The sequence below is a fragment of the Paenarthrobacter sp. TE4293 genome (assembly GCF_050435325.1).
In the GTDB taxonomy this organism is placed as follows: Bacteria; Actinomycetota; Actinomycetes; order Actinomycetales; family Micrococcaceae; genus Arthrobacter; species Arthrobacter nitroguajacolicus_C.
This window is the reverse complement of sequence record NZ_JBNJRY010000005.1, coordinates 388,994-411,240: the sequence shown is the minus strand read 5'-3', so window position 1 is coordinate 411,240 and position 22,247 is coordinate 388,994. Positions and strand designations below refer to the sequence as shown.

The 22,247-nt window shown below is 64.4% G+C and carries 21 protein-coding genes; 13 read left to right on the top strand and 8 right to left on the bottom strand.

The features are described from left to right. The first annotated feature begins 5 nt into the window (after positions 1-5). The 6 genes from QF015_RS13050 to QF015_RS13025 are packed head-to-tail and all read left to right on the top strand — an operon-like array spanning position 6 to position 5,586. Positions 6-1,025, top strand: coding sequence for an ABC transporter substrate-binding protein (locus QF015_RS13050; RefSeq protein WP_429389492.1), 1,020 nt, complete (start codon positions 6-8; stop codon positions 1,023-1,025). Continuing rightward, a complete protein-coding gene (locus QF015_RS13045; protein ID WP_429389490.1) occupies positions 1,022-2,188 on the top strand; it encodes an LLM class flavin-dependent oxidoreductase in 1,167 nt (388 codons plus the stop codon). Before QF015_RS13050 ends, QF015_RS13045 begins: the two co-directional genes overlap by 4 nt. Then, the gene (locus tag QF015_RS13040; RefSeq protein WP_310211238.1) at positions 2,172-3,017 is read left to right on the top strand and encodes a DUF1684 domain-containing protein; all 846 of its coding nucleotides are present in this window, start codon (positions 2,172-2,174) and stop codon (positions 3,015-3,017) included. Before QF015_RS13045 ends, QF015_RS13040 begins: the two co-directional genes overlap by 17 nt. Further along, complete coding sequence (locus tag QF015_RS13035) at positions 3,014-4,072, top strand: LLM class flavin-dependent oxidoreductase (protein WP_429389488.1); 1,059 nt, start codon at positions 3,014-3,016, stop codon at positions 4,070-4,072. The genes QF015_RS13040 and QF015_RS13035 overlap by 4 nt, the downstream gene beginning before the upstream one ends. A 9-nt stretch (positions 4,073-4,081) precedes the next feature. Continuing rightward, a complete protein-coding gene (locus QF015_RS13030) occupies positions 4,082-5,425 on the top strand; it encodes an NtaA/DmoA family FMN-dependent monooxygenase (RefSeq protein WP_310211233.1) in 1,344 nt (447 codons plus the stop codon). Continuing rightward, positions 5,425-5,586, top strand: a complete 162-nt coding sequence (locus QF015_RS13025; protein ID WP_310211230.1) for a hypothetical protein — start codon at positions 5,425-5,427, stop codon at positions 5,584-5,586. The genes QF015_RS13030 and QF015_RS13025 overlap by 1 nt, the downstream gene beginning before the upstream one ends. Before the next feature lie 9 nt (positions 5,587-5,595). Here QF015_RS13025 and QF015_RS13020 read toward each other — a convergent pair whose 3' ends face one another. Then, the gene (locus QF015_RS13020) at positions 5,596-6,798 is read right to left on the bottom strand and encodes an FG-GAP repeat domain-containing protein (protein WP_429389485.1); all 1,203 of its coding nucleotides are present in this window, start codon (positions 6,796-6,798) and stop codon (positions 5,596-5,598) included. A gap of 60 nt (positions 6,799-6,858) precedes the next feature. Beyond that, on the bottom strand, positions 6,859-7,308 hold the full coding sequence (locus tag QF015_RS13015) for a GNAT family N-acetyltransferase (RefSeq protein ID WP_429389483.1): 450 nt from the start codon (positions 7,306-7,308) through the stop codon (positions 6,859-6,861). A 79-nt stretch (positions 7,309-7,387) separates the two neighbouring features. Between QF015_RS13015 and QF015_RS13010 the strand changes: the two genes are divergently transcribed. Continuing rightward, positions 7,388-8,317 carry a threonine/serine dehydratase gene (locus tag QF015_RS13010; RefSeq protein ID WP_429389481.1) on the top strand — a complete coding sequence of 310 codons (930 nt, stop codon included), beginning with the start codon at positions 7,388-7,390 and terminating at the stop codon, positions 8,315-8,317. Positions 8,318-8,398: 81 nt separating this feature from the next. Here the strand turns inward: QF015_RS13010 and QF015_RS13005 are convergent, their stop codons facing one another. Further along, positions 8,399-9,403, bottom strand: a complete 1,005-nt coding sequence (locus tag QF015_RS13005) for an ABC transporter substrate-binding protein (protein ID WP_310211219.1) — start codon at positions 9,401-9,403, stop codon at positions 8,399-8,401. A gap of 278 nt (positions 9,404-9,681) precedes the next feature. Here QF015_RS13005 and QF015_RS13000 point away from each other — a divergent pair, with 278 nt between their 5' ends. Both QF015_RS13000 and QF015_RS12995 read left to right on the top strand, forming a co-directional pair. After that, positions 9,682-10,683, top strand: coding sequence for an LLM class flavin-dependent oxidoreductase (locus QF015_RS13000; RefSeq protein ID WP_429389479.1), 1,002 nt, complete (start codon positions 9,682-9,684; stop codon positions 10,681-10,683). Positions 10,684-10,779: 96 nt separating this feature from the next. Continuing rightward, positions 10,780-13,416, top strand: a complete 2,637-nt coding sequence (locus QF015_RS12995) for a trehalase-like domain-containing protein (RefSeq protein WP_429389477.1) — start codon at positions 10,780-10,782, stop codon at positions 13,414-13,416. A gap of 89 nt (positions 13,417-13,505) precedes the next feature. Here QF015_RS12995 and QF015_RS12990 read toward each other — a convergent pair whose 3' ends face one another. The 3 genes from QF015_RS12990 to QF015_RS12980 all read right to left on the bottom strand — a co-directional run bounded on the left by QF015_RS12990 (position 13,506) and on the right by QF015_RS12980 (position 15,952). Further along, positions 13,506-14,156, bottom strand: coding sequence for a hypothetical protein (locus tag QF015_RS12990; RefSeq protein ID WP_429389476.1), 651 nt, complete (start codon positions 14,154-14,156; stop codon positions 13,506-13,508). Positions 14,157-14,275: 119 nt separating this feature from the next. After that, a complete protein-coding gene (locus QF015_RS12985; RefSeq protein WP_310211205.1) occupies positions 14,276-15,202 on the bottom strand; it encodes an AEC family transporter in 927 nt (308 codons plus the stop codon). Between the two features lie 150 nt (positions 15,203-15,352). Beyond that, entirely contained in the window at positions 15,353-15,952 is a 600-nt protein-coding gene (locus QF015_RS12980) for a TetR/AcrR family transcriptional regulator (protein WP_310211202.1), read from the bottom strand. Between the two features lie 213 nt (positions 15,953-16,165). On the opposite strand from QF015_RS12980, the gene QF015_RS12975 reads away from it, so the two are divergent. From QF015_RS12975 to QF015_RS12960, 4 genes are read left to right on the top strand one after another with little or no spacing between them, the layout of a single operon-like run. Beyond that, on the top strand, positions 16,166-17,617 hold the full coding sequence (locus tag QF015_RS12975; protein ID WP_429389473.1) for an APC family permease: 1,452 nt from the start codon (positions 16,166-16,168) through the stop codon (positions 17,615-17,617). A gap of 58 nt (positions 17,618-17,675) precedes the next feature. Beyond that, the gene (locus QF015_RS12970; protein WP_310211194.1) at positions 17,676-18,479 is read left to right on the top strand and encodes a MoaF C-terminal domain-containing protein; all 804 of its coding nucleotides are present in this window, start codon (positions 17,676-17,678) and stop codon (positions 18,477-18,479) included. A 46-nt stretch (positions 18,480-18,525) separates the two neighbouring features. Continuing rightward, positions 18,526-18,858, top strand: coding sequence for a cupin domain-containing protein (locus tag QF015_RS12965; protein WP_429389470.1), 333 nt, complete (start codon positions 18,526-18,528; stop codon positions 18,856-18,858). Positions 18,859-18,870: 12 nt separating this feature from the next. Next, the gene (locus QF015_RS12960) at positions 18,871-20,202 is read left to right on the top strand and encodes a flavin monoamine oxidase family protein (protein ID WP_429389468.1); all 1,332 of its coding nucleotides are present in this window, start codon (positions 18,871-18,873) and stop codon (positions 20,200-20,202) included. A gap of 65 nt (positions 20,203-20,267) precedes the next feature. Here QF015_RS12960 and panD read toward each other — a convergent pair whose 3' ends face one another. Together panD and QF015_RS12950 are read right to left on the bottom strand one after the other, a co-directional pair. After that, positions 20,268-20,699, bottom strand: a complete 432-nt coding sequence (panD, locus tag QF015_RS12955) for an aspartate 1-decarboxylase (protein WP_310211186.1) — start codon at positions 20,697-20,699, stop codon at positions 20,268-20,270. A 26-nt stretch (positions 20,700-20,725) separates the two neighbouring features. Further along, the gene (locus QF015_RS12950) at positions 20,726-22,240 is read right to left on the bottom strand and encodes a rhamnulokinase (RefSeq protein ID WP_310211184.1); all 1,515 of its coding nucleotides are present in this window, start codon (positions 22,238-22,240) and stop codon (positions 20,726-20,728) included. Positions 22,241-22,247: the final 7 nt, after the last annotated feature.

Below are 22,247 nucleotides of genomic sequence, written 5' to 3'. Positions count from 1 at the left end.
CCCCCATGCTTCGCAAGACCCACGGCTTCGCCGTTAAGGAAACAAAACTGCGCCCCATCAAAAGCAGGCTCCTGGCGCTCGCAGTACTTCCCGCCGTCGTGCTTCCTGTGCTGGCCGGGTGCTCCGATCCTGGAGCGTCGGCAGCCAAGCCGGAATCGGAAGCTGCCAAGAACGGCGTTGTCTACAACACCTCCGTTGACCAGAACCGTATCCGCGGCGAGAAGGACGCAGCTGCCGCAGCCGCCGTCCCCGCAGCGATCGCGAAGGACGGCAAACTGACGGTGGCTACCACCGCCGGTTCCATCCCGCTGTCCTTCCACGCCACGGATGACAAGACGCCGATCGGTGTGGAGGTGGACATCGCCCAGCTCGTGGCTGACAAGCTGGGGCTGGAACTGGACCTCCAGGTGACGTCGTGGGAGAACTGGCCGCTCAAGACCCAGTCCGGTGACTTCGAAGCCGTTTTCTCCAATGTGGGCATCAACGCCGCACGCGTGAAGCTGTTCGACTTCTCCACCTACCGCGCCGCGTACATGGGCTTCGAAGCGAAGAAGAGCTCCAGTTACGACATCAAGGGTTCGGACGACATTTCCGGCCTGAAGATCTCGGTGGGCTCGGGAACCAACCAGGAGAAGATCCTGCTGGCGTGGAACAAGGAGCTCGAGGCCAAGGGCAAGGCGCCGGCCACGCTGCAGTACTACTCCTCGGACGCCGACACCATCCTGGCGCTTTCCTCGGGCCGCACCGATCTGAACCTGGCACCCTACCCGTCCGTGACGTACCGCGAGAACACCCGTGATGACCTCAAAGTAGTGGGCAAGGTCAACGCCGGATGGCCCGCGGAGACCCTGGTGGCTGCCACCACGCTCAAGGGCAATGGTTTGGCCCCGGCCATCACCGACGCCCTGAACTCCACCATCAAGGACGGCTCCTACGGCAAGGTCCTGGAACGCTGGGGCCTCTCCGAGGAAGCCCTGCCGGAATCCAAAACCGTCACCGAAGCGACTTTTGGTACCGGCAAATGAAGTTCCAAGTCCTGGATATCATTCCCCACCTGAAGAACCCGGTGACGGGGGAGATCGTTTCCACCGCCGACCGGCTGAACCAGGTGGTGGAGACGGCCCGCCGTGCCGAGGAACTCGGTGTCGACAGCTTCTCCGTGGGGGAACGTCACGCCGGCGAGTTCGTCTCGTCCTCCCCGACGACGGTCCTCTCCGCGATTGCCGCCGTCACGAGCCGCATCCGCCTGCAGACCGGCGTCACCGTGCTCTCCGTGCTGGACCCCGTACGGGTTGCCGAGGACTACGCCACCATCGACCAGCTGAGCCGTGGCCGCCTGGAGCTCGTGATCGGCAAAGGCAACGAAGTCCTGCAGTATCCGCTGTTTGGCCTGTCCCTGGACGACCAATGGGACCTGCTCGCCGAGAAATACGCGCTGCTGCGCACGCTCTGGCGCAAGGAAAGCGTCACGTGGTCGGGTCGCTTCAGGCCCGCGCTCACCGAACCAACCACGACGACGCCCCGCCCCTTTGCGGGGTCGCCCCGGATTTGGCACGGCTCGGCTACAACCCTGACGTCCGCTGCGCTCGCGGCCAAGTGGGGTGACCCGCTGTTCACGGCCAACGCCATCCAGCCACGGGAGAACTACAAAGTCCTGATCGACCACTACCGCGCGAAATACGAGCGGCACGGGCACGATCCGCGGCACCAGTACATCGGCTCGGGCAGTGGCGCCGGCGGTGTGTTCATCGCGGACACCACGCAGGAAGCCATCCGCCAGTACGGACCGGTGTACGAGGGTCTGACCGCCGGGCGCAACGTCCCCGGCAACAACTCACCGTTCCGGGACATCCAGCATGCCGTTGCCGAGGGGCCGGCACTGGTTGGCAGCCCGGAGCAGGTCATCGACAAGATCCTCAGCTACCACTCGCTGTACAGCCACGACCTTCAGTCGATCTCCTTGCCCACTACCCTGCCTTTCGGTCAACAGCTGGACATCCTGGAGCGCTTTGCCCTGGACGTCATTCCAGCCGTCCGTGCTGCCGCGCCCACCACTTTGTGGGAAGCCGAAGACCCTTTCGGTGGCCGACCCGAATTTGCCGGAGCCACCGAACCGGACGCCGCAGCAGCAGTGACCGCAGACCACGCCTTGAACAGGACGGATAACGCCCATGTCTTTGCACACTAACAGCGCGACGCACACCGAAACAGCCCTGGAATCCTTCGACGAGGAATGGCAGGAATGGCATGACGCCCACGAGCGTCACCGCGCCCACCCGCACGGCTTCCTCGCCGTGACCCACCTGCATTGGCTCAGCAACGAAGCGACCCGGCTGGAAGGTGCGCCGGGCACGTGGAGCACGGACGCCGACGTCGTGCGTGTTGTCCTGGAGCCCGGCGAAAGCCTGCAGCAGGACGGCGTGGAACTCAACAGCGGGGAGCCGCTGGAGTTCGGGCCCATCGAAGAACGCGGCGGCATCAACCTGGTCTCGGGCGACACCGTGATCGAGGTGGCCAAGCGCGGCGGCGAGTACATTGTTCGGCCGCGGAATCCGCAGAACCAACTGTTGCAGGAGTACCAGGGAACACCCGCCTACACCCCGAACGCTGCGTTCGCGGTGGCCGGTACGTTTGTGCCGTTCGAGGCTCCCCGTCCCACTACGGTGGGTGCCGCCGTCGAGGGTATCCAGCACGTGTACGAGGCACCGGGTGAGATCCGCTTCAAGCTGGCCGGCGAGGAACTCGCGCTGACCGCGTTCAACGGCCACGCCCCGGGCTCGTTGTCTGTACTGTTCACCGACCAGACCTCGGGCAAGACCACGTACGCGGCAAACCGCTCGCTGTCCGTGGTTCCCGCGGCTGACGGCTCAGTGCAGCTCGACTTCAACCGCGCAGTGAATCTGCCGTGCGCCTACACGGACCTCGCGACCTGCCCGCTGCCTCCCGCCGAAAACCGTCTGCCCGTGGCCATCGAAGCCGGCGAAAAGACTCCCTACGAACGTCAGGACCAGAAGTGAGCTCCTCCGAAGAAAAGAAGGCCGGATTCCTGGCCATTGAACTCGACGGCGCAGGCTATGAGAACCTTGCAGCCGCCGTCCTCGCCGCCGAGTCCGCTGGTTTCCACGTGGCAACCTTCGCGGATGGACGGGTTCCCGGCCGCACCAACGCCCTGCAGCGCGCAGCCTTCGCCGGTCCCGTCACCCGGACCATTGCCGTGGTCCCCGAGGTGGACACCGTCTACACGGAGCCCTTCCACATTTCCACGCAGCTCGCGAGCCTGGACTACGTGTCCGGAGGCCGTGCCGGGTGGATCGTGACCGCCGCCGAGTCGCCCGAGGCCGCTGCCGCCGTCGGACGCTCTTCCGTTGTTGGTGCCGCCCTGGCACAGGAAGCCGCCGCTTCCATCGAAGTGGGCCGTCGGCTGTGGGACTCCTGGGAAGACGACGCCGTGATCCGCGACGTCGCCACCGGCAGGTACATCGACGTCGACAAGCTGCACTACGCGGACTTTGAAACACCCTCCGATTTCTCCGGTCCCGGCTATTCCGTGAAGGGGCCGTCCATCATCCCGAGGCCGCTGCAGGGACAGCTGCCGGTGCTGGCCGCGGCATCACTGGTGGGCGGGGGTGCGGTTCCGGCCGATGCCGTTGACGCTGTGCTGGTGTCCGCGCCTACACCGGAACTGCTCGCCGCCGAGGTCCGCGACGTGCGTGCCCGGCTGGGTGCGTCCGTAGCGGTTGTGGCAGAGCTCGACGTCGTCCTGGACGCGCGCGGCGAAGCTGCGGTTTCGCGGGCCGGGACCCTGGCCGCAAACGGCCGTGCTCGGTTTGTTGGCTCGCCGGCAGATCTGACTGAACTGCTCGACGCCCTGCTCCAGGAGGCCGACGGCGTTCGTTTGCACCCGGCTGTTTTTGATGCGGAGTTGGACGAACTCTCACGGCTTGTCCTGCCGGAACTGCGCCGCCGCGGTTCGCTGCGGGCACCGATCCAGGACGGTACGTTCCGTGAGCTGCTGGGCCTCGCCCCAGCGGAGAACCGCTATGAAACCACCGCTTCCGGCGCAGGAAAGTAAAGGAACACCATGACCCGCGATATTTTCCAGCCGACCGGCCAGATCCAGTTCGGCATCTTCTTCCAGGGCGTCAACTCCGGCACCATCTGGAAGGCCCCGGAATCCGGCTCGCAGACTGACTTCGAGTCGTTCCGCCGGCTCGTCCAGACCGCAGAGCGCGGCAAGTTCGCTGCTTTCTTCCTAGGTGAGGGCCTGCGTCTCCGCGAGCACCTCGGACGTCCGCACGCCTTGGACGTGGTGGGCCGTCCGGACGCGCAGACCATGTTGGCCGCGCTCGCTGCCGTGACCACGAACATCGGCCTGGTGGCAACCCAGAACACCACGTACAACGATCCCGCGGACCTCGCGCACCGGTTGTCATCGCTGGACCTGATCTCCGGTGGCCGCGCTGCCTGGAACATCGTCACCACGGACAACGCCTGGACCGGAGCGAACTTCCGCCGTGGCGGCTACCTGGACCATGCTGACCGTTACAAGCACGCAGAAGCCTTTGTCGAGACGGCCAAGCGCATCTGGGACTCGTGGGAAACCTCCACCGGTCCGGCGCGGAGGGTCCTTCACGAAGGACAGCACTACACCGTTGACGTCACCCCGTTGTTGCCCCGCAGCGCCCAGTACCGTCCAGTTCTGTTCCAGGCCGGTGACTCACCTGAAGGCCGCGACTTCGCTGCCCGCCAAGCCGACGTGATCTTCTCCGCCCACCCGAAGTTCGACAACGCCGTGGAATTCCGCCGCGACATTGTTGCGCGCTCCGTGGCAGCCGGCCGCGGTGCCAACGCCGTGCAGATCATGCCTGCCAGCGAGTTCATCCTCGCCGCCACGGACCAGGAAGCGCAGGACAAGAAGGCCTGGGTCCGCAGCCTGCAGATCGGACCGCAGCAGGCCATTGCCTACCTGGAGCAGTTCTGGGGCCGTGAGCTCTCTTCCTACGACCCCGATGGACCCCTTCCGGAGATCGATCCCGTTGTGGAGGAAACCTCCGAGACGCGCGGCAGTGGCTTCCATGGTGCCAAGGCCCGGCAGCTCGCCGATCAGTGGAGGGCCGAGGCCAAGGACAAGGGCCTGTCCATCCGCCAGTTCGTCACCTCCAAGACGGCACGCATCGACGCCACCTTCACCGGTTCCTACACGGCGGTAGCGGACCACCTGGCGGAATACGCCCGCGTTGGCGCCGTTGACGGCTTCAACATCTCGCCATGGTTGGTCCCCACCGGCCTGGATGACATCGTGAACCACCTGGTGCCCGAACTCCAGGAACGCGGCGTCTACCCCACGGAATACCGCGGCACCACGCTGCGGGAAAATCTGGGACTGGAGACGCCGGTGCGGTCCGAAGAGTCGGTCAAGGTCTGATGGGCACGCACCGCCTGCTGCAGCTCTTCCAGCGCTGGTTCGGCTTCACGCCGGGCCAGCGCGGCAGTGCGCCCGACGACGGCGGGTCGGGTGCCGCCGTCGTCGACGTTTCGCGGGACACCGTCCGCCTGCAGTTGACGGTGCTGGGGCAGCCGCTCTAGCTATCCCGGCTAGAGCAGTTCCCTGAACACATTCCATCCTTGGCCGATGGGCCCGTATGGTCCCCAGAGGACGGCGGTGGATGCGCCGCTGGAATAGGTGACCAGATCCCCGTTTCCGTTGATCGCAGCGAGGTCGTTGTATCGGGAATGGCCGAAGCTTCCCAGGCCGGCGATGTCAGAAAAGGCACCCCAGCCACTGCTGATCAGCGATGACTGGTTCCATCCGCCCGTCCCGTTGGCCGGGTACAGGAACAGGCGCCCGCCTGGGTCCCGGGCGTAGATTTCCACGGGGCCGTCGCCGTTCATGTCACCGGCAGTGATGATCTTGTTCATGACCTGCCAGCCCTGGCCAACCTTGCTGGGAGAGAGCCAACCGCCCTCGCCGTCGCCGGGATACAGGTAGAGATCTCCGGCGGCGTTGCGTGCCAGGACGTCGTTGGTGCCGTCCCCGTTGAAATCGCCCGGGCCCACGATGGCGTTGAAGACGTTCCACCCCTGGCCTACCTGCTGCCGGGCGAGCCATCCACCCTCCCCATCGCCGGGGTAGAGGAAGAGCCGGCCTGCACTATCCGTTGCCAAAAGGTCGTTGAAGCCATCTCCGTCGAAATCGCCCGGTGAGAAGACGATCGTGAAGATGTTCCACCCTTGGCCCACCTGCACGGGCTCATCCCATGTGCCCCGGTATGTCGGGCAGGCCCCCTCGCAGGCACCCTTGGAATACGTGTAGGTCCGCGGGTACAGGATGAGCCGGCCGTCGTCCGTGCGGGCGAGTGGTTCGAAATTACCGCGCCCAGTCCAGCCCATGGCCCTGTTGGAGGCTTTGATGGGCCGCGTTTCGGCGCTCAGCTGCGTACCTGTGGGGCACCCGGGTTCACCCGGCGTGATCGGGTAAACCCGCAGTGAGATGCGGCTTCCCTGGTCCTCGGGGAGGATGCGCAGGGTATCCCCTTGCCGACCTGCGGGAAGCGGCACCCCGTTGCGCAGCCATTCCAGCTTTATGCCATCGCCCGAGCCGTCCGGGTTCCGGCAGCCGTAGTAGTCGTAGTTGTACTGGCGGCGCATTTCGGCACCCACATAAGGGACGCCGTCGATGGACGGCGTCGGTTGGGAAGCTGCAGTGGCAGGCGGTCCGGCTGTCGCCAGCAGCCCCAAGGCCAACGCAATGGCTGACAGCGTTGAAAACCGTTTGGTGCGCGCTCGAACGTTCCCCATGATGTTCCCCCCGGAAGCTGTCCTCAATGTGCTGAGGTTACCCTACTTGTGGTGCGGTGGTCAGGGCCTGTCCGGTGTTGGAGCCACCATGAAGACATCCACGGGGTCCTCGGATTCGAGCACAAACCCATGCCGCTCATACAGGGTGCGGGCAGCGCTGCCCTGCAGCACATTCAGCCGGAAGGGCCGCTCATCGATGGCAGCGCCCATGACATGGCCGAGCACCGCACTTCCCAAGCCCCTGCCCTGATGGGTGGGCGCCACATAGAAATGCTCAATCCACCGGCTGTCCGGCTCCGGTCGCACGGCAATGACACCTGCATCCACGCCGTCGGTATGGATGATGTACGTGTGCTCCGGTTGGAAGCCGTTCAGGAAGCGCTCGCGGACGCGGACGGGGTCGAACCGCTGCAACCGTTCGAGGTCCGCGCGCATCACCACGGCGCGGAGTTCCGCAATCCAGGCGGCGTCGGAGGCAACGGCGGGGCGAAGGACAAAATCGAGGGACATGCCACCAAGCCTATGCGGACCGGCGCTGCAGCCGCCCACGGAAACCATAGGATGAAACGGACGGAAAGGTGCAGCCACGATGGTCACACGCGAAGAAGTAGAAGCAGCGTACTCACGGACGGCGGGCTGGGTCCGCCACACGCCGTTGGCCGAGAGCGGCGACCAGGAGCCGTACCACTTGTGGTTCAAGTGCGAATACATGCAGCACACCGGCTCGTTCAAAGCCCGGGGTGCCTTCAACCGGCTCCTCACGGCGAAGGAAAACGGGCAGCTGGACCCTGAAGCAGGCATCGTTGTGGCGTCCGGCGGGAACGCAGGCTTGGCCAATGCGTACGCCGCAGCCAAACTTGGGGTCCCGGCGACTGTATTCGTCCCGGAGTCCGCACCCGCGAACAAAGTCCACAAGCTCTACGCCATTGGCGCCACCGTGGTCCAGGGCGGCGCCGAGTACGCCGAGGCCTACGCCGCTGCAGTGCGGTTCGCCGAGGAGAAAGGGGCGGTCTACTGCCACGCCTATGACCAACCGGAGATCGTGGCCGGTGCCGGCGGAGTGGGGCTTGAGCTGCTGGATGAACTGCCCGACGTCGACACGATCCTCGTCGCTGTTGGCGGCGGTGGGCTGATGGGCGGCATCGCGGCGGCGGCAGAGGGCAGGGCGCGCGTCGTGGGCGTCGAACCGGAAACAGTTCCCACACTGCACACCGCGCTGGCCCAAGGCGAACCCGTAGATGTGGCGGTCTCCGGCATCGCCGCTGACTCCCTGGGCGCCCGCCGTATCGGGGAGATCGGCTTCGGAGTTGCCCGCCGTACAGGAGTCCGGAGCGTCCTGGTCACGGACGAGAACATCATCGGGGCCCGTTGTGCCCTCTGGGAGAAGCACCGGATCGTCGTGGAACACGGTGCTGCCGCCGCCTACGCCGCGTTGCTGTCGGGGGCGTATACTCCCCAGCCAGGCGAAACCGTTGCCGTGATCCTCTGCGGCGCCAACACGGACCCCGCCCACTTCTAACCACAGGACACGCAAAGAATCCCCGCCGGTGGTGTCCGGCGGGGATTCGGCGTCGGCAGGTCTGCCCTGCCACAGCGGTTCCTACTTCTTGGGCAGGCCTGCCGGGTTCAGTTCGGACGCGGGGATAGCCTCGGAGGACAGCCCCCAGCGGTCCAGGATCTTGGCGTAGTTGCCGTCCTTGATGAGGGTATTGAGTGCAGCCTGGGCTGCCACGGCCAAGCCGTTGCCCTTCTGGGTGGTGAACGCGATTTCGGCCTTCAGCGGCCAGCCACCCTCAAGTGTTCCCACTTCCTTGGTCTTGCCATCCTTGGCCGCTTTGTATGCGGCGGAAGCGTTGGGCCCGAACGTGAGGTCAGCACGTCCTGACTGGAGGGCGAGCTGGGAGGCGGAGTCGTCGTCGTAATACTGGAACTCAACCGGCTTCAAGCCGTTCTTCTTGTTCTCCTCGTCCCAGCGGACCAGGATGGCTTCCTGGTTGGTGCCCGAGCCGACGATGATGCGCTTCCCGGCCACGTCCTTGGCTTCCTTGATGGGGGAGATGTCCGCGTCCGACTTGGCGTAGAAACCCAGAAGATCGTTGCGGTACGTGGCGAAGTCGAACTTTTCCTTGCGCGCCTCGGTGACTGTGACGTTGGACAGGACGGCCTCGTACTTGCCGGATTCGACACCCAGCGGCCAGTCAGCCCACGCCACCGGCAACACCTCGACCTGAAGGCCCAGGCTCTCGCCCACCGCATAGGCGATGTCCACTTCGCTGCCGATGAGCGTCTTGTTGTCCGTTGCGAACGTGCTCAACGGGGGAGTGCCGCCGGTGGTCACTACGGTCAGCTTGCCATCGGCTTTGATGGCGTCCGGAACCAATGCGGCCGCGGCGGAGTCCACGGACACCTTGACGCGGTCCTGCTGCGGCGTCAGGTTGAATTCCTTGGTGGACGAGCTGGAAGAAGCGTTCGCGCTTGCCGGTCCCTGCGAGGCTGACGCCCCTGTAGCCGCTGTCGCGCCCGGGTCCGAGCAAGCCGCGAGCCCCAGCAGGGCGGTAGCGGCCAGGGCCGCGGTCACGCCGGATTTGGCTGCGAAACGTGCCATTTGTTCTCCTTGGTTTTGCCCGAATCGGGAAGTCTGATGCGTACTTGTGGCTGCAACTATCCGGCAGGCCATGATGCGGGTCAAAACACGCTGAAACGCTGGGATACAGGGGTTCACGGCAGTTAATCGGGCGTCGAACGGGGTCACAAAAGCGCCCCGGAAGCCCGAGCCAACCACCGCGCGACGCAACTCACAGAAATAAGCCGGGTGCCGCCGTCGTTGTCGCTTAAGTGCCAGGCAACCAAAGCAGGCACGCAAACGTACCGAAAGGCCTTCCCGTGACTGTTCCTCTTTCCATCCTCGACCTGGCAACCATCGGCAAGGGCCAGACGGTGGCGGAAAGCCTCGCGGGCAGCGTGGCCATGGCGCAGAAGGCCGAGGAGCTGGGCTACCGCCGTGTCTGGTACGCCGAGCACCACAACATGTCCGCCATTGCCTCCTCGGCTACCAGTGTCCTGATCGCCCACGTGGCCGCGCACACCAACACCATCCGCCTCGGCGCCGGCGGTGTCATGCTGCCCAACCACTCACCGCTGACCATCGCGGAGCAGTTCGGCACGCTTGAGACCCTGCACCCGGGACGCATCGACCTCGGGCTGGGACGCGCGCCGGGCAGCGACCAGAACACCATGCGCGCCCTGCGCCGCGACCACACGTCCTCGGACAGGTTCCCACAGGACGTCCTGGAACTGCAGGGCTACCTCACCGGACCCACTCGAATCCAGGGCGTTGAGGCGACGCCGGGCAAGGGCACCAACGTGCCGCTGTACATCCTGGGTTCCTCATTGTTCGGTGCACAGTTGGCCGCCCAGTTGGGCCTTCCTTATGCCTTTGCTTCACACTTTGCTCCTGCTGCCCTGCAGGATGCCGTGGCCATCTACCGGCGCGAATTCAAGCCATCCGGGCAGTTGTCCGAGCCGCATGTGATCGCGGGAGTGAACGTTACCGCCGCGGACAGCAACGCCGAAGCGCAGGCCATCCACCTGGCAGTGAAGCGCGCCCGCGTCTCCCTGTTCTTCGGCGGCGGCCGCGAGTTCACCGATGACGAGGCGGACATGGTGCTTGATTCCCCGCAGGGCCAGCACATCGCACAGATGATGAAGTTCTCCGCGGTGGGGACCAAGGACGTCGTCCGCGATTACCTGGACGAGTTCGCCCAGCACGCTGATGCCGATGAACTCATCGTGGCCCACCAGAGCATAGGCACCGAAGAGCGCCTGCGGTCCGTGGAACTCGTGGCTGAAGTCGCCGGCCTGGTGAGCGCCCAAGCTTCCGCATAAATCCAAGGAAAAGCTTTACGCGTTCGCAATCTACCAGGTAGTCAAGCGAAACCGTCCGGGCGGAGACTGTAGGTATCCGCTTCGGAAGGGTCCGCCATGCCTACGCACTTGAATCAGTCAGTAGCCGATTCAGCGCTGCTGATGAAATCGCTTCCGCTTGGCCTGCTCCGAACGGCGCTTCAATCCGACACGGAGAATGGCATCACCCCGCAGTTGTTCGCGGAGCTCAAGGTCCTTGCCCGTGTCCCGGGTTTGTTGGTGGCGTGCAACTACGGCGGCACTCTTTGTGCGGCTGAGGGCGTTTCCACGGAGACCCTGCCCCTGGACAGTGCCGCCGTGGCGCTTCGTGCGCTGGCCGCGTTGCCCAATACCCACACGGCCATTATTTCCGGGCGTTCCTTGCGGGATCTGGCCGCGGTCTCCCGGCTGCCGGCCGAGGTTCACCTGGTGGGGTCCCACGGGGTGGAGTTCGACATGGGCTACGCATACACGCTCTCCCTCGCGACGGAGCAGTTGCTCCAGCAGGTCGCCTCCGCCTTGACCGAGGCCGTGGGATTCGAGAAGGGCATCAGCGTTGTCAGGAAGCCCGTCGGTCTGGCCGTGCACACCAGGCCGGCGACACCCGAGGTGGTGGAACGTGTCATTTTCGCGTCCCAGAAGATCGCCATCGAGTTCGGGCTCTACTTCATCATTGATGGAACCGTGCTGGACCTGACGGTGGAGGAGCCAGCCAAGGGCCAAGCCCTGGAGCAGCTCCGTGCGCGGCTCGGAGTCAGCGCCGCGCTCTACGCCGGGGACGCCGAAAGCGACGAGAAAGCGCTGGCTACCTTGCGCGGACCGGACCTCGGCTTGCACGTCGGATCAGGGGATACGGCGGCGGCACACACCATCCCGGACCCGGAGGCCTTTGCGCACGTGCTGGCTTTGTTGTTCGAGCTGCGGCGGGCTTGGCTGTTCGGCGAGGATGCCGTGGGGCTGGAACGGCATTCGATGATCGGCAATGGAAGTTCCACGGCCCTGCTCACCCCGGACGCAAAAGTTTGCTGGATGAGCCACCCCTTGCCCGATTCGGGGTCGCTCTTTGCCCACATCCTCGGTGGCGACCCCGCCGGCCATTTCAGCGTCGAACCAGTGAAGCCTTCACAGGTGTTGGCCCAGCGCTATGTGGACAACACCATGATCGTGGAGACCCGCTGGGCCGATGTCACGGTCACTGACTACTTGGAGCCGGCGCCGGAAGGAATCACCAGCCTTGTCCGTGTGCTGTCCGGGACGGGGTCGGCGCGCGTCGTGTTCGCGCCGCGGCCGGATTACGCCAATGCGCCCTTCAACATGGAGATCCGCGACCACGAGGTCCACATCATCGGCACCTCGGATCCCATCATCCTGTCGGCACCAGGTGCCACCTTCACCATCACCAGCGACGGCAAGTACGCAACGGCAACAGCAGAGGTTTCCTTGGCCAATGGCCCTGTGGTGTTGAACCTGCGTTGCGGGGACACCGAGCCGCCACGCCCGGACCCGGCGGGCGAACCCCAGCGGCGTGCCGCCGTCGGGCAGGCAGCGCGTGAGTGGGTCAAGGCGCTGCAGCTGCCAAGCATCAAGACGTCCCTCGTGCGGCGTTCCGCGCTGGTGCTCAAATCGCTCGTCCATGAGCCCACCGGTGCTGTGCTGGCCGCGCCCACCACGTCCCTGCCCGAAGGTATCGGAGGAACCAGGAACTGGGATTACCGGTATTGCTGGTTGCGTGATGGGTCCATGACGGTGAACTCGCTGGTGTCCCTGGGGTCCACGGATGAAGCCGACGGGTTCCTGGGCTGGCTGGGCCGGATCCTGGACAACGCCCCGGGACCCGAGTGGCTGCACCCGCTCTATTCGGTCACCGGTGCCCCGCTGTCCACGGAAGCCATTGTGGAGAGCCTGCCCGGCTATGCGGGATCGCGTCCGGTGCGGATCGGCAATGCCGCAGACCACCAGGTGCAGTTGGACGTGTTCGGGCCCATTGCAGAACTGATCCACGATCTTGCTGAGCGGCGCGGATTCCTGCCGGATGAGCATTGGTTCCTCATGGAGCAAATGGCGCATGCAGTCCTTGCCCGCTGGCACGAGCCGGACCATGGAATTTGGGAAGCCCGCCGGCCCCCGCGGCACCATGTGTACACCAAGGTCATGTGCTGGGTGACCCTGGACCGCGCGCTCAGGGCGGCGGACCTGCACGGCCGGACACCTCATGCGGACTGGGCGCCCACCGCCCACACCATCCGGGAGGAAGTGCTCCACGAAGGATGGGATGAGCCGGCCCGTTCCTACACCGTTGCCTATGACAGCCCCGACCTTGACGCCGCGGTCCTTCACATCGGAATCTCGGGCCTGCTGGATGTTCGGGACCAGCGGTTCCTGGATACCGTGACGGCCGTTGAGCGTGAGTTGCGCGTCGGGCCCACCGTTTTCCGTTACAGGTACGACGACGGGCTGCCGGGTTTGGAGGGCGGCTTCCACATCTGCACCACCTGGCTCATCGAGGCGTACCTGGCCGTCGGACGCCTGGACGATGCGCTGGAGTTGTTCAACCAGTTGGTGGCACTGTTCGGTCCCACGGGCCTGCTGCCCGAAGAGTACGATCCCGGCACCGAAACGCACTTGGGCAACCATCCCCAGGCGTACTCCCACCTGGGCTTCATTCGCTGCGCGCAGCTCCTGGACCACTATCTGGCCAGCGCGGACGTGGAGTAACCCAACTGTCCGAACCCGCCATTGGGGTGAGGCATCCCAGCACCATGTGAATCCCCGTGGCCCCTTCCGGGGAAGGAGCTCAGTCCGCCTTACTGCTGCTTGAGCTTGACGAGGAACTGGTTGTTATCGGCGGCGTTGAAACTTGCGACGATCATGCTCGAGGTGTTCGCGTGCTCCACCGGCATCTGCAGGATCACCTTGTCCGTAACGGAGAAGCCCTTCTCCGCAGGAGGTGCCTTCGACTCCCCCTTGGGCAGTGTTGACACGTTGTTAAATGTAGTCCCGTACTCGTCGTCAGTGCCGAAGGTCCCGTCCCAGTTCTTGTTTACGACGGAGAACCGGGTTCCACCTTTTGCAGGCTCTGCCCCGTTGTACTTCCACGTTGCCGTGAACGTTACCCAGGTTTTGCCGGCATCCGGCGCCACTTTTGAGATGATGCTGTCCATCGCCTTGATTTCTGCGTTCGCATCGAGATTTACGCTGTCGATGACCAAGGACCAGTCTCCGTCGATCATCTCTTCACCGAGGCTGTACGGGTTGGCCAGCGTCCCCTCTTTCTCGCCCTTCGGCCATACCGGTTCCGGCGAGGGTGCTGCAGGTGCCGTAGCCGCGTCGGCTGCCGGCGCTTCCTGGGCCGGGGCCGCGCAGGCAGAGAACGTGAGCAGTGCCGACAGGCCGAGGACGGCGCCTGCAAGTGTCCGGCCAACGGCTGTTGTGCGTGGTGCGTTTCTGAGTTCCATGCTCTTACTCTATTCGATATACAAACCTGCCGGCGCGCCGACCAGCTGGCAGTGTTGATGCCAGTCAGTGAGAACCTCGGCCGGATGAAACGCGTCGCCGGCGCCGTCATTTTCGGCGGCTAGGCGAGCAGCAGCGCCACCGCGATCATGGCTGGAACGGCCACGATGGTGGTGATCAGCACGGTGTCCTTGGCTACAGTGATTCCTGCTTGGTACCGGTTGGCCGCGACGAATACGTTCTGGGCAGTGGGCAGCGCCGAAGTCACCACCACTGCGAAGAGCGCGTGGCCCTCCAGCCCCAAAGCAAAGCGGGCAAACAGATAGGCAATCAACGGGTGCACCACCAACTTGAAGCCGCTGGCCAGCAATGTGTCCAGCCTGCGCCCGGTGTCCTTCTGCAGCGGTCTGGAGCCGTTGAGGCTCATGCCGAACGCCATCAGCATGGCAGGAATCGCCGCTCCGCCGATCAGGTGGATGGGCTCCAGGATCAGTGGTGGCACCTGGAAACCGGTACCGGCCACCAATAGGCCCAGCGCCGAGCCCACGATCATCGGATTCTTCACGATCATCAACAGGAAACGCAGGGGAGTGGTGCGGTGCGTGCTGGTGCTCGCATCGAGGGCCATCAGGTACAGAGGGGTGAAGAACGCGAGTTGGAAGATCAGGAGCGGTGCCACATAACTCGCATCGCCCAGCACGAAGACCGCGATGGGGATGCCGAGGTTCGCTGAGTTGGCCAAGGAAGCGCTCATCGACGACATGAGGGCCTCCGGCAGGGCCCGTTTCAGCCAGAACTTCACGATCAGGAAGAACAGGAGCCCGGTGAGGACGGCACCCACAGCGGTGACCAGAAGTGGTGCAGCGAAGACGTCGTGCAGCTTGGCCTTGCTCAGGGTCTCGAACAGCAGGGCGGGACTTGCCACGAAGAACGTCAGTGAACTCAGGACCGACCGGGCGTTTTCGCCCAGGATCTCCCGACGTCCCACGAACATGCCCACCAGGATGATGGCCCACACAACGAAGAACCCTGACAGGACACCAATCATGAGGCTGCGCTGGAGGGGAAGTGTCGGATCACGAACACCAGCCTAGCCAAGGTCACGCGCCGAGTAAGCGTTTTCTCGCAGAAGTTCCGTTATGCGGACACCCGCACAAGCGTTCGACGGCGGCGCTGGGTGGGTGCCCGGCGTCGGGCCCTAATTCCCGGTTGGCTTGTCCGTCGTTCGGTTGGTGGCCTCGAGTGCAGAGATGAGATGTCCTACCTGCGCGACGGCGGACTTGATCCGGTTAGGGTCGCTGATGGTGAGGAATTGAAGCATGAGGCCGTCGAGGGCGGCGAAGATGGCAAGTGAGGCTTCGTTCCGGGTGTCCAGTCCGCGGCGCGTCAGGGCCTCCTCTACGGTGCTGACGTAGTTCGCGTAGAGGCGTTCAACCATGGCGCGGATCTGCGGGTTGCGCCTGGATTCGAGGATCATTTCGAACTGGAACAGTTGAAGTTCCGGTTCGGCGGAGACGGTGGCGATCAGTGTGTCGGCGAAGTTCCCGTCGAAGTCGGCGATCCCCGACAGTCCGGTCTCCTCAATGGAGCGCTGGACGGACCATTCCATGGTTGCGGCCAGGAGTCCTTCCATGGAGCCAAAGTGGTGCGTGACCAGTGCATGGTTCACGCCGGCGCGGGCGGCGACTGATCTGTAGGTCGCCCCTCGCAGGCCCTTTTCCGCCACGACATCCAGCACGGCAGCCAGAAGGGCGTCCCGACCGTCTCCGTAGGGCAACTTGCGTGCTTCCTGGCTCATACAGCGAGTCTAGCGGCGTTGAAATCCGGAGAGCCGAACCCATTGACACCTCAAACTATACAAACGTATAGTTTGAACTGTGGCCCGGATCACCATCCCTGTCGCCAAGAGCAGCTTCAGCCTCGCCGCCCGGGCATTCGTCCCCACGGCCGCAGGGCACCCTATCCCTCCGCCGTGGCGATGGAGCCATGGCCTTCCGGAAAGAACAGCCTCATGAACAAACCCAGTCAGATCCCGGCCATGGCCGGCCCCCAGGATGCCAGTTCCCCGGCGGGCACGGTGCGGCTCAGGGCGAACAAGCTTGGCGTCGTTGCCATTGCCTTCTTCGCTATTGCCGCAGCCGCCCCCATGGCCGCTGTGGTCGGAGCCAGTCCCGTCATCTTCTCCGCGAGCGGCCCCGGTACTCCGGTGATCTATGTCATCGCGGCACTGCTGGTAGCCCTGTTTTCGGTGGGATACCTCAGGATGAGCCACCACATCACCAACGCAGGCGGGTTCGTTGCCTACATCGCCAAAGGCTTAGGCACCACATGGGCCACGGGCGGCGCCGGAATAGCCATCCTGACCTATCTCAGCCTGCAAATAGGCCTGTGGTCACAGTTCGGGGTCTTCGCCCAGCAGCTCGTGGAAAGCCTGACGGGTCTTGGGTTGCCGGTCTATTTTTGGATCGTCGCAGTCCTGGCGCTGACCACTGTCCTGACCATGAAGGGCGTGGACGCCAGCTTGAGGGTGCTGGGAGTGCTCATTCTGGGCGAGACGCTGGTGGTTGCAGGACTGGTGGCCTCCCTCATTGCCCGGAACGGGCTGGGGATCTTCACGTTCGCGGGGTTCACCGGCGAGAACATTTTCGGGCCTGGCCTGGGGATCTCACTGCTGTTCGCCTTTGCCTGCTTCACCAGCTTCGAAGCAACAGTTGTTTTCGCGGAAGAAGCCAGGAATCCACGTCGCACCATCCCGCGGGCCGCCTACCTCGTCATTGCCTTTATCGGCGTTTTCTACATGATGTCCACCTGGGCCATCAGCGGCGCGGTGGGGATCGATGGGGTCCAGGCACTGGCCACGGAGAATCCTTCCGGGATGATCTTCGACCTTGCCGAATCCAGCGCCGGAGCATGGCTGAGCGTCGCCATGCAGGTCCTGGTGGTCACCAGCTTCATCGCGATGCTCCTTGGCCTGTCCAACATGTTTTCCCGATACCTTTTTGCCCTGGGCCGGGCCGGTGCCCTACCCGCCAGGCTGGCCTCGGTGTCCACTGCAGGGGCGCCCTCCTTTGCCGGCTTGGTCAATTCCCTGGTGGTCCTCGCAGTGATCAGTGCCTTCCTCCTGAGCGGCGCTGATCCTATCGCTACGGTCTTCGCCTGGTTCGTGGCACTGGGAACGGCAGGTTTCATCTCCATCCTGTTGCTGACCTCCGCTGCGATCCTGGTCTACTTCGCCCGGTCGGGGACCAGGGACAATCTCTGGGTCACCGTGATCGCACCCGCACTTTCCTTCCTGGCTTTTGTGGTGGTCGCCTACCTGACGTTGGACAACTATGACGTCTTGCTCGGCGGTGCGGGAGGCGTGGCCCGCTGGCTCCTCCTTGGCATTCCGCTGATCTTCGTGGCCGGCCTGGTCCGGGGCACGCAGAAGCCAACCATCAACTACGCCGCGGAAATTCTCTGAACCCGAACCCCCTGAACCTCTTGAACCGAACCATCAACCGACCAAAAGGACCCAACCCATGACCTCCACTGAACTCCAGGACTACGTTCCCGAGGAAGAATGGCCCCCAGTCTCCACCATGCTCGATGGCTTCGGAGACCAGACCCTGCCTGCGTCTGCTGCGCTTGCCGCCACGACTATTTTTCTTCAGGCAGCTGACGGCACCCCTCTTGAGTACAGCTTCCTCACCCCGTCAACGCTGACGTGGAACGAGGGCACTTCCAGCGGGACCACTGCCTACAAGGCGATTGAGGCCCGCCCCGGGATCTTCATTATCGATTTCGTCCGGGGGCAGGATGAAGGCAGGGACGCCGACGCCGAAAACGTCACCATCATCTTCGATCAATCCACAGGCGCCATCACCACAGCCGTTTCCAGGTTTGTCACCTTGGACGGCAAGATGCGGGGAACTACCGACTTCACGCACGCCAACACCAGCGGCCAGCCGACGGTCCATCAACGGTCCTCGGACCTCGTGGGCAAGCGCATCTTCTACCGCTACAGCGACGTCGAATCCTATGAGCACATCTACCTGAACCAAGGGACCTTCACGTGGCACTGCGTCCGCGGAGGAGAAGCGGGACTGGCAGATACCGACCGCTGCATGACGTGGGCCGTGGCGGAGGACCTCTACATCTTCTTCTGGACCGAACAGGTGATGACCGTTGAAGCCGTGCTGCTGATCGACCTGCGCGAACAGCGCTCCATCGGGCGGATGTTTGGCTGGGACAATCCCGCCGCGGAACCGGTCACCTTGCCGTTCAACTCCAGGCTCACTGTCCTGAACACCACGAGCTACCCCCAGGACACCCACAAACATTGAGTGGAATTCCACCTCCGCGAGACCATCACAACAGAGGAGCAACACCATGTCCCAGGTCTTTCATGCCACCTTTGACCCCGCAGCTTTTGAGCCCTTTGCACTGGGCAGCGTCCAATGGCTTCGGCGCCCCGGCGACAACGGAAACGAGTCGCTGAGCGGCGGCATCTGGAAAGTCACGCCGGAGGAAGCGCCGCAACCGTTCGACCTGCCGATCGACCAGGATGAGACCATCTACATCGTCTCCGGCCACCTCCGCATCGACGTCAAGGGCGGCGAGACCCTCGACCTCGGGCAGGGTTCCATGGCTTCCCTCTCCCAAGGGGCGATGACCCGCTGGAGTGTTCTGGAACCGACCGTCGAATTCTTCGTCTACAGCTGAGGAACGGGCACAGTGGAAACCTCCGACGTCATCGTCATCGGCGCTGGCTTTGCCGGTCTCACAGCCGCAAGGGAACTGTCCCGCAGGGGACATGCCACCATCCTGCTGGAGGCCAAGGACCGGATCGCCGGACGCACCCATCTGGCCGAGCGACTTGGCCGGAACCTGGAACTCGGCGGCACGTGGGTGCACTGGACCCAGCCGTATGTGTGGGCGGAAATGGGGCGGTATGGGATCAAGGCACTGCCTGGTCCGGAGTTCACCAAAGCGTCCTGGATTGTGGGCGGCACACGGCATGAAGGCACCGCGGAAAGCTTGATGGAACTGCTGGATGGGCCAAACCGCCTCCTGCTGGCCGACTCGCGGCGCTATTTCCCGATGCCATGGTCACCCCTGGAAAATCCCGGGGTGGCGGACATTGACGAGCTGACGCTCTCGGAAGCAATCGATCGGTTGGATCTCGCAGAGGATGAGCGCCAGCTCCTGAGATCCTTCTGGACGCTGAACTTCAACGGCAGGCTCGATCAAGCCGCCTACACCCAGGCGCTGCGCTGGTGCGCCGTAGCCAGTGGGGACTGGCAGCTCATGTTCGAGGCGTGCGCCAGCTTCAAGATCGACGGCGGCACCCGCGCTCTCGCCGAGGCGATGCTTGCGGACTCAACGGCTGAGCTGCGGCTGAACCAGGGAGTCTCGTCCATCGGGCAGGATGACGAGGGAGTCCTTGTGACAACGGAAGCGGGCAAGCAGTACGCGGCCCGTCAGCTCATTGTTGCCCTTCCGCTCAGCGTCCTGAACGACGTCGATATTCAACCAGCGCTGTCGCCCGGAAAGAGGGAAGCGGCCGCGCGGGGGCAGGCAGGCCGCGGCGCCAAATTGTGGGTCAGGGTGCAAGGCCGGCAGGAAAGGTTCGTCGCGTTTGGGCCCGAGACAGGAGCCCTGAACTTCGTCCAAGCCGAATACATCGACCACGACACCACCACGCTGGTTTGTTTCGGCCCCGACGCCGGGGCTGTGGACGTCGAGGACGCGGCTGCAGCGCAACGGCATCTGGACGCCATCGTTCCCGGGCTGACAGTGCTCGACGTCGCCGGGCACAACTGGGTTGCCGACGAACATGCACGGTCCACCTGGCCCATGCATTACACCGGCTACCTCACGAGGTACCTGGCCGAACTCCAGCGCCCGGAGGGAAGAATCCGCCTGGCCGGATCCGATGTTGCCAACGGATGGGGAGGGTTCATCGACGGTGCCATCGAGAGCGGCCTCGACGCCGCACGGCAGGCTGCATCGGCGCTGGGCCGTGAGGCACGACCACCGATACCGGCCACGGCCGTCGTGGGCTGAAGCGTCGAAAAGCGCTCGACGCCGGCACTGACTTGAGTGCCGGCGTCGAGCGTTTGTTGTGAGTCTTAGCTGAGGTGGGCTGCGTTGCTCAGCGCGTGCGGTGGGCGCATGAGTCCGGGAGTGTGCCCTTCCGCTGGGTCGTTGCCGAGCTGCAGGATCTTGTTGTCCTTGCCGACGTGGACCACTTTGGGCTCGTAAGCCTTTGCTTCCTCCGTGGTCATTTCGGCATAGGTGATGAGGATGACGGTGTCACCCACATGGACCATGTGCGCAGCCGCGCCGTTGATCCCGATCACGCCCGAACCGCGCTCGCCGGCGATGGTGTACGTCTCCAGGCGGGCGCCGTTGGTGACGTCCACAATGGAGACGAGCTCGCCGGGAAGAATGTCGGCCGCGTCCAGGAGGTCCAGGTCGACAGTGACCGAACCGACGTAGTGGAGGTCGGCGTGGGTCACCGTTGCACGGTGGATCTTGGACTTGAACATTGTGCGGATCATAATGCGACCAGTTTAGCGCGGCACCCTCATCCGGCGCTGTGACGTACCAGACGTTCGGCCGGCTCATAGCGTTCCAAGCTGGTTCCCGCGGCCACGAGTTCACGCAGCCCGGCCAGCCCGCCGGCCACCACCCCGGCAGCGCGGGCTTGGACCAGGACATTGCCCTGAGCAGTCGCCTCGACGGGACCGGCAATCACGGGCTTCCCCGTGGCGTCCGCGGTCAGTTGGCACAGGAGCCGGTTCTGCGAGCCACCACCCACGATGTGCACCACCTCGACGGTGCGGCCGGTGAGCCGTTCGGCGTCGGCCAGTGTCCGCGCGTAGCCGGCCGCGAGGCTGTCCATAATGCACCGCACGACGGCGGCGGGCCGGTCGGGGAGCACGGCACCGGTGTTTCGCACGGCTGCGCGGATGCGATCCGGCATGTTGTCGGGTGCGGTGAAAGCAGGATCATCGGCATTGATCTGCGGACCTCCGGCAGGAAGCGCGGCCGCCGAATCGAGCAGTGCAGGGAGTGCCTGTGTGTAGCCATCGGCGGCCCACGCACGCTGGCATTCACTCAGCAGCCACAAGCCACCGACGTTGCGTAAGTACCGGATGGTGCCGTCCACGCCGCGCTCGTTGGTGAAGTTGGCTTGGCGGCCCGCCTCACTGAGGACGGGCGTGGCCAGTTCGACACCCACCAAGGACCAGGTCCCGGACGAGACGTAGGCAAAATCCTGGCCTTCAGCGGGTACGGCAGCCACCGCCGAGGCGGTATCGTGCGAACCCACGGCAACCACGGTGGTGTCCGCCGGCAAGCCCGTTTGCTCGAGGATCGCGGGAAGCAGGGTGCCCACGGTTTCGCCGGGCTGGATGAGGTCGGGGAAGATGTTCCGCGGCAATTCAAGGGCGTCCAGGAATTCGGTGGCCCACTCACCGGCAACGGCATCGAACAGCCCGGTAGTGGAGGCGTTGGTGGCCTCGGTCCGGCGCTTACCCGTGAGCAGGAATGCGATGAGGTCCGGCATCAGCAGGGCTTGCAGGCCGTCAAGGTTCGGCTCCGCCACGAGTTGATACAAGGTGTTGAAGTGGAGGAACTGCAGGCCCGTGGTGGCATACAGCTTTTCCGGAGGGATCGCTGCGTGGACCCGCTCCACTGTTGCCCTACTGCGCTCGTCCCGGTAGCTGAACGGAACCGAGGTGAGTTCACCGGCGTCATTCACCAGGCCGTAGTCCACCGCCCACGTGTCGATGCCGATGCTGACAATGCGCTCGCCGTTGGTGGTCGCAACGTCAGCGGCGGCCATAAGCCCCTTGAGTACCTCGCCGAAGAGGGCGTCGAAATCCCAGTGGAGGCCGCCGTCGAGCTGTATGACACCGTTCGGAAAACGGTGGATCGTCTCGAGCGACACCCCGAACGCAGGGGAGGTGCGGCCGAGCATGACGCGCCCGGAGGAAGCACCGATGTCGATGGCCGCGAACACTGTGTTGTGGTCTGCGTGAGAGGACACCGCCCCGGCGAGTGCCGGGACGGTGCCTGCGGTGGTTCCGTTATTCACTGTCGGT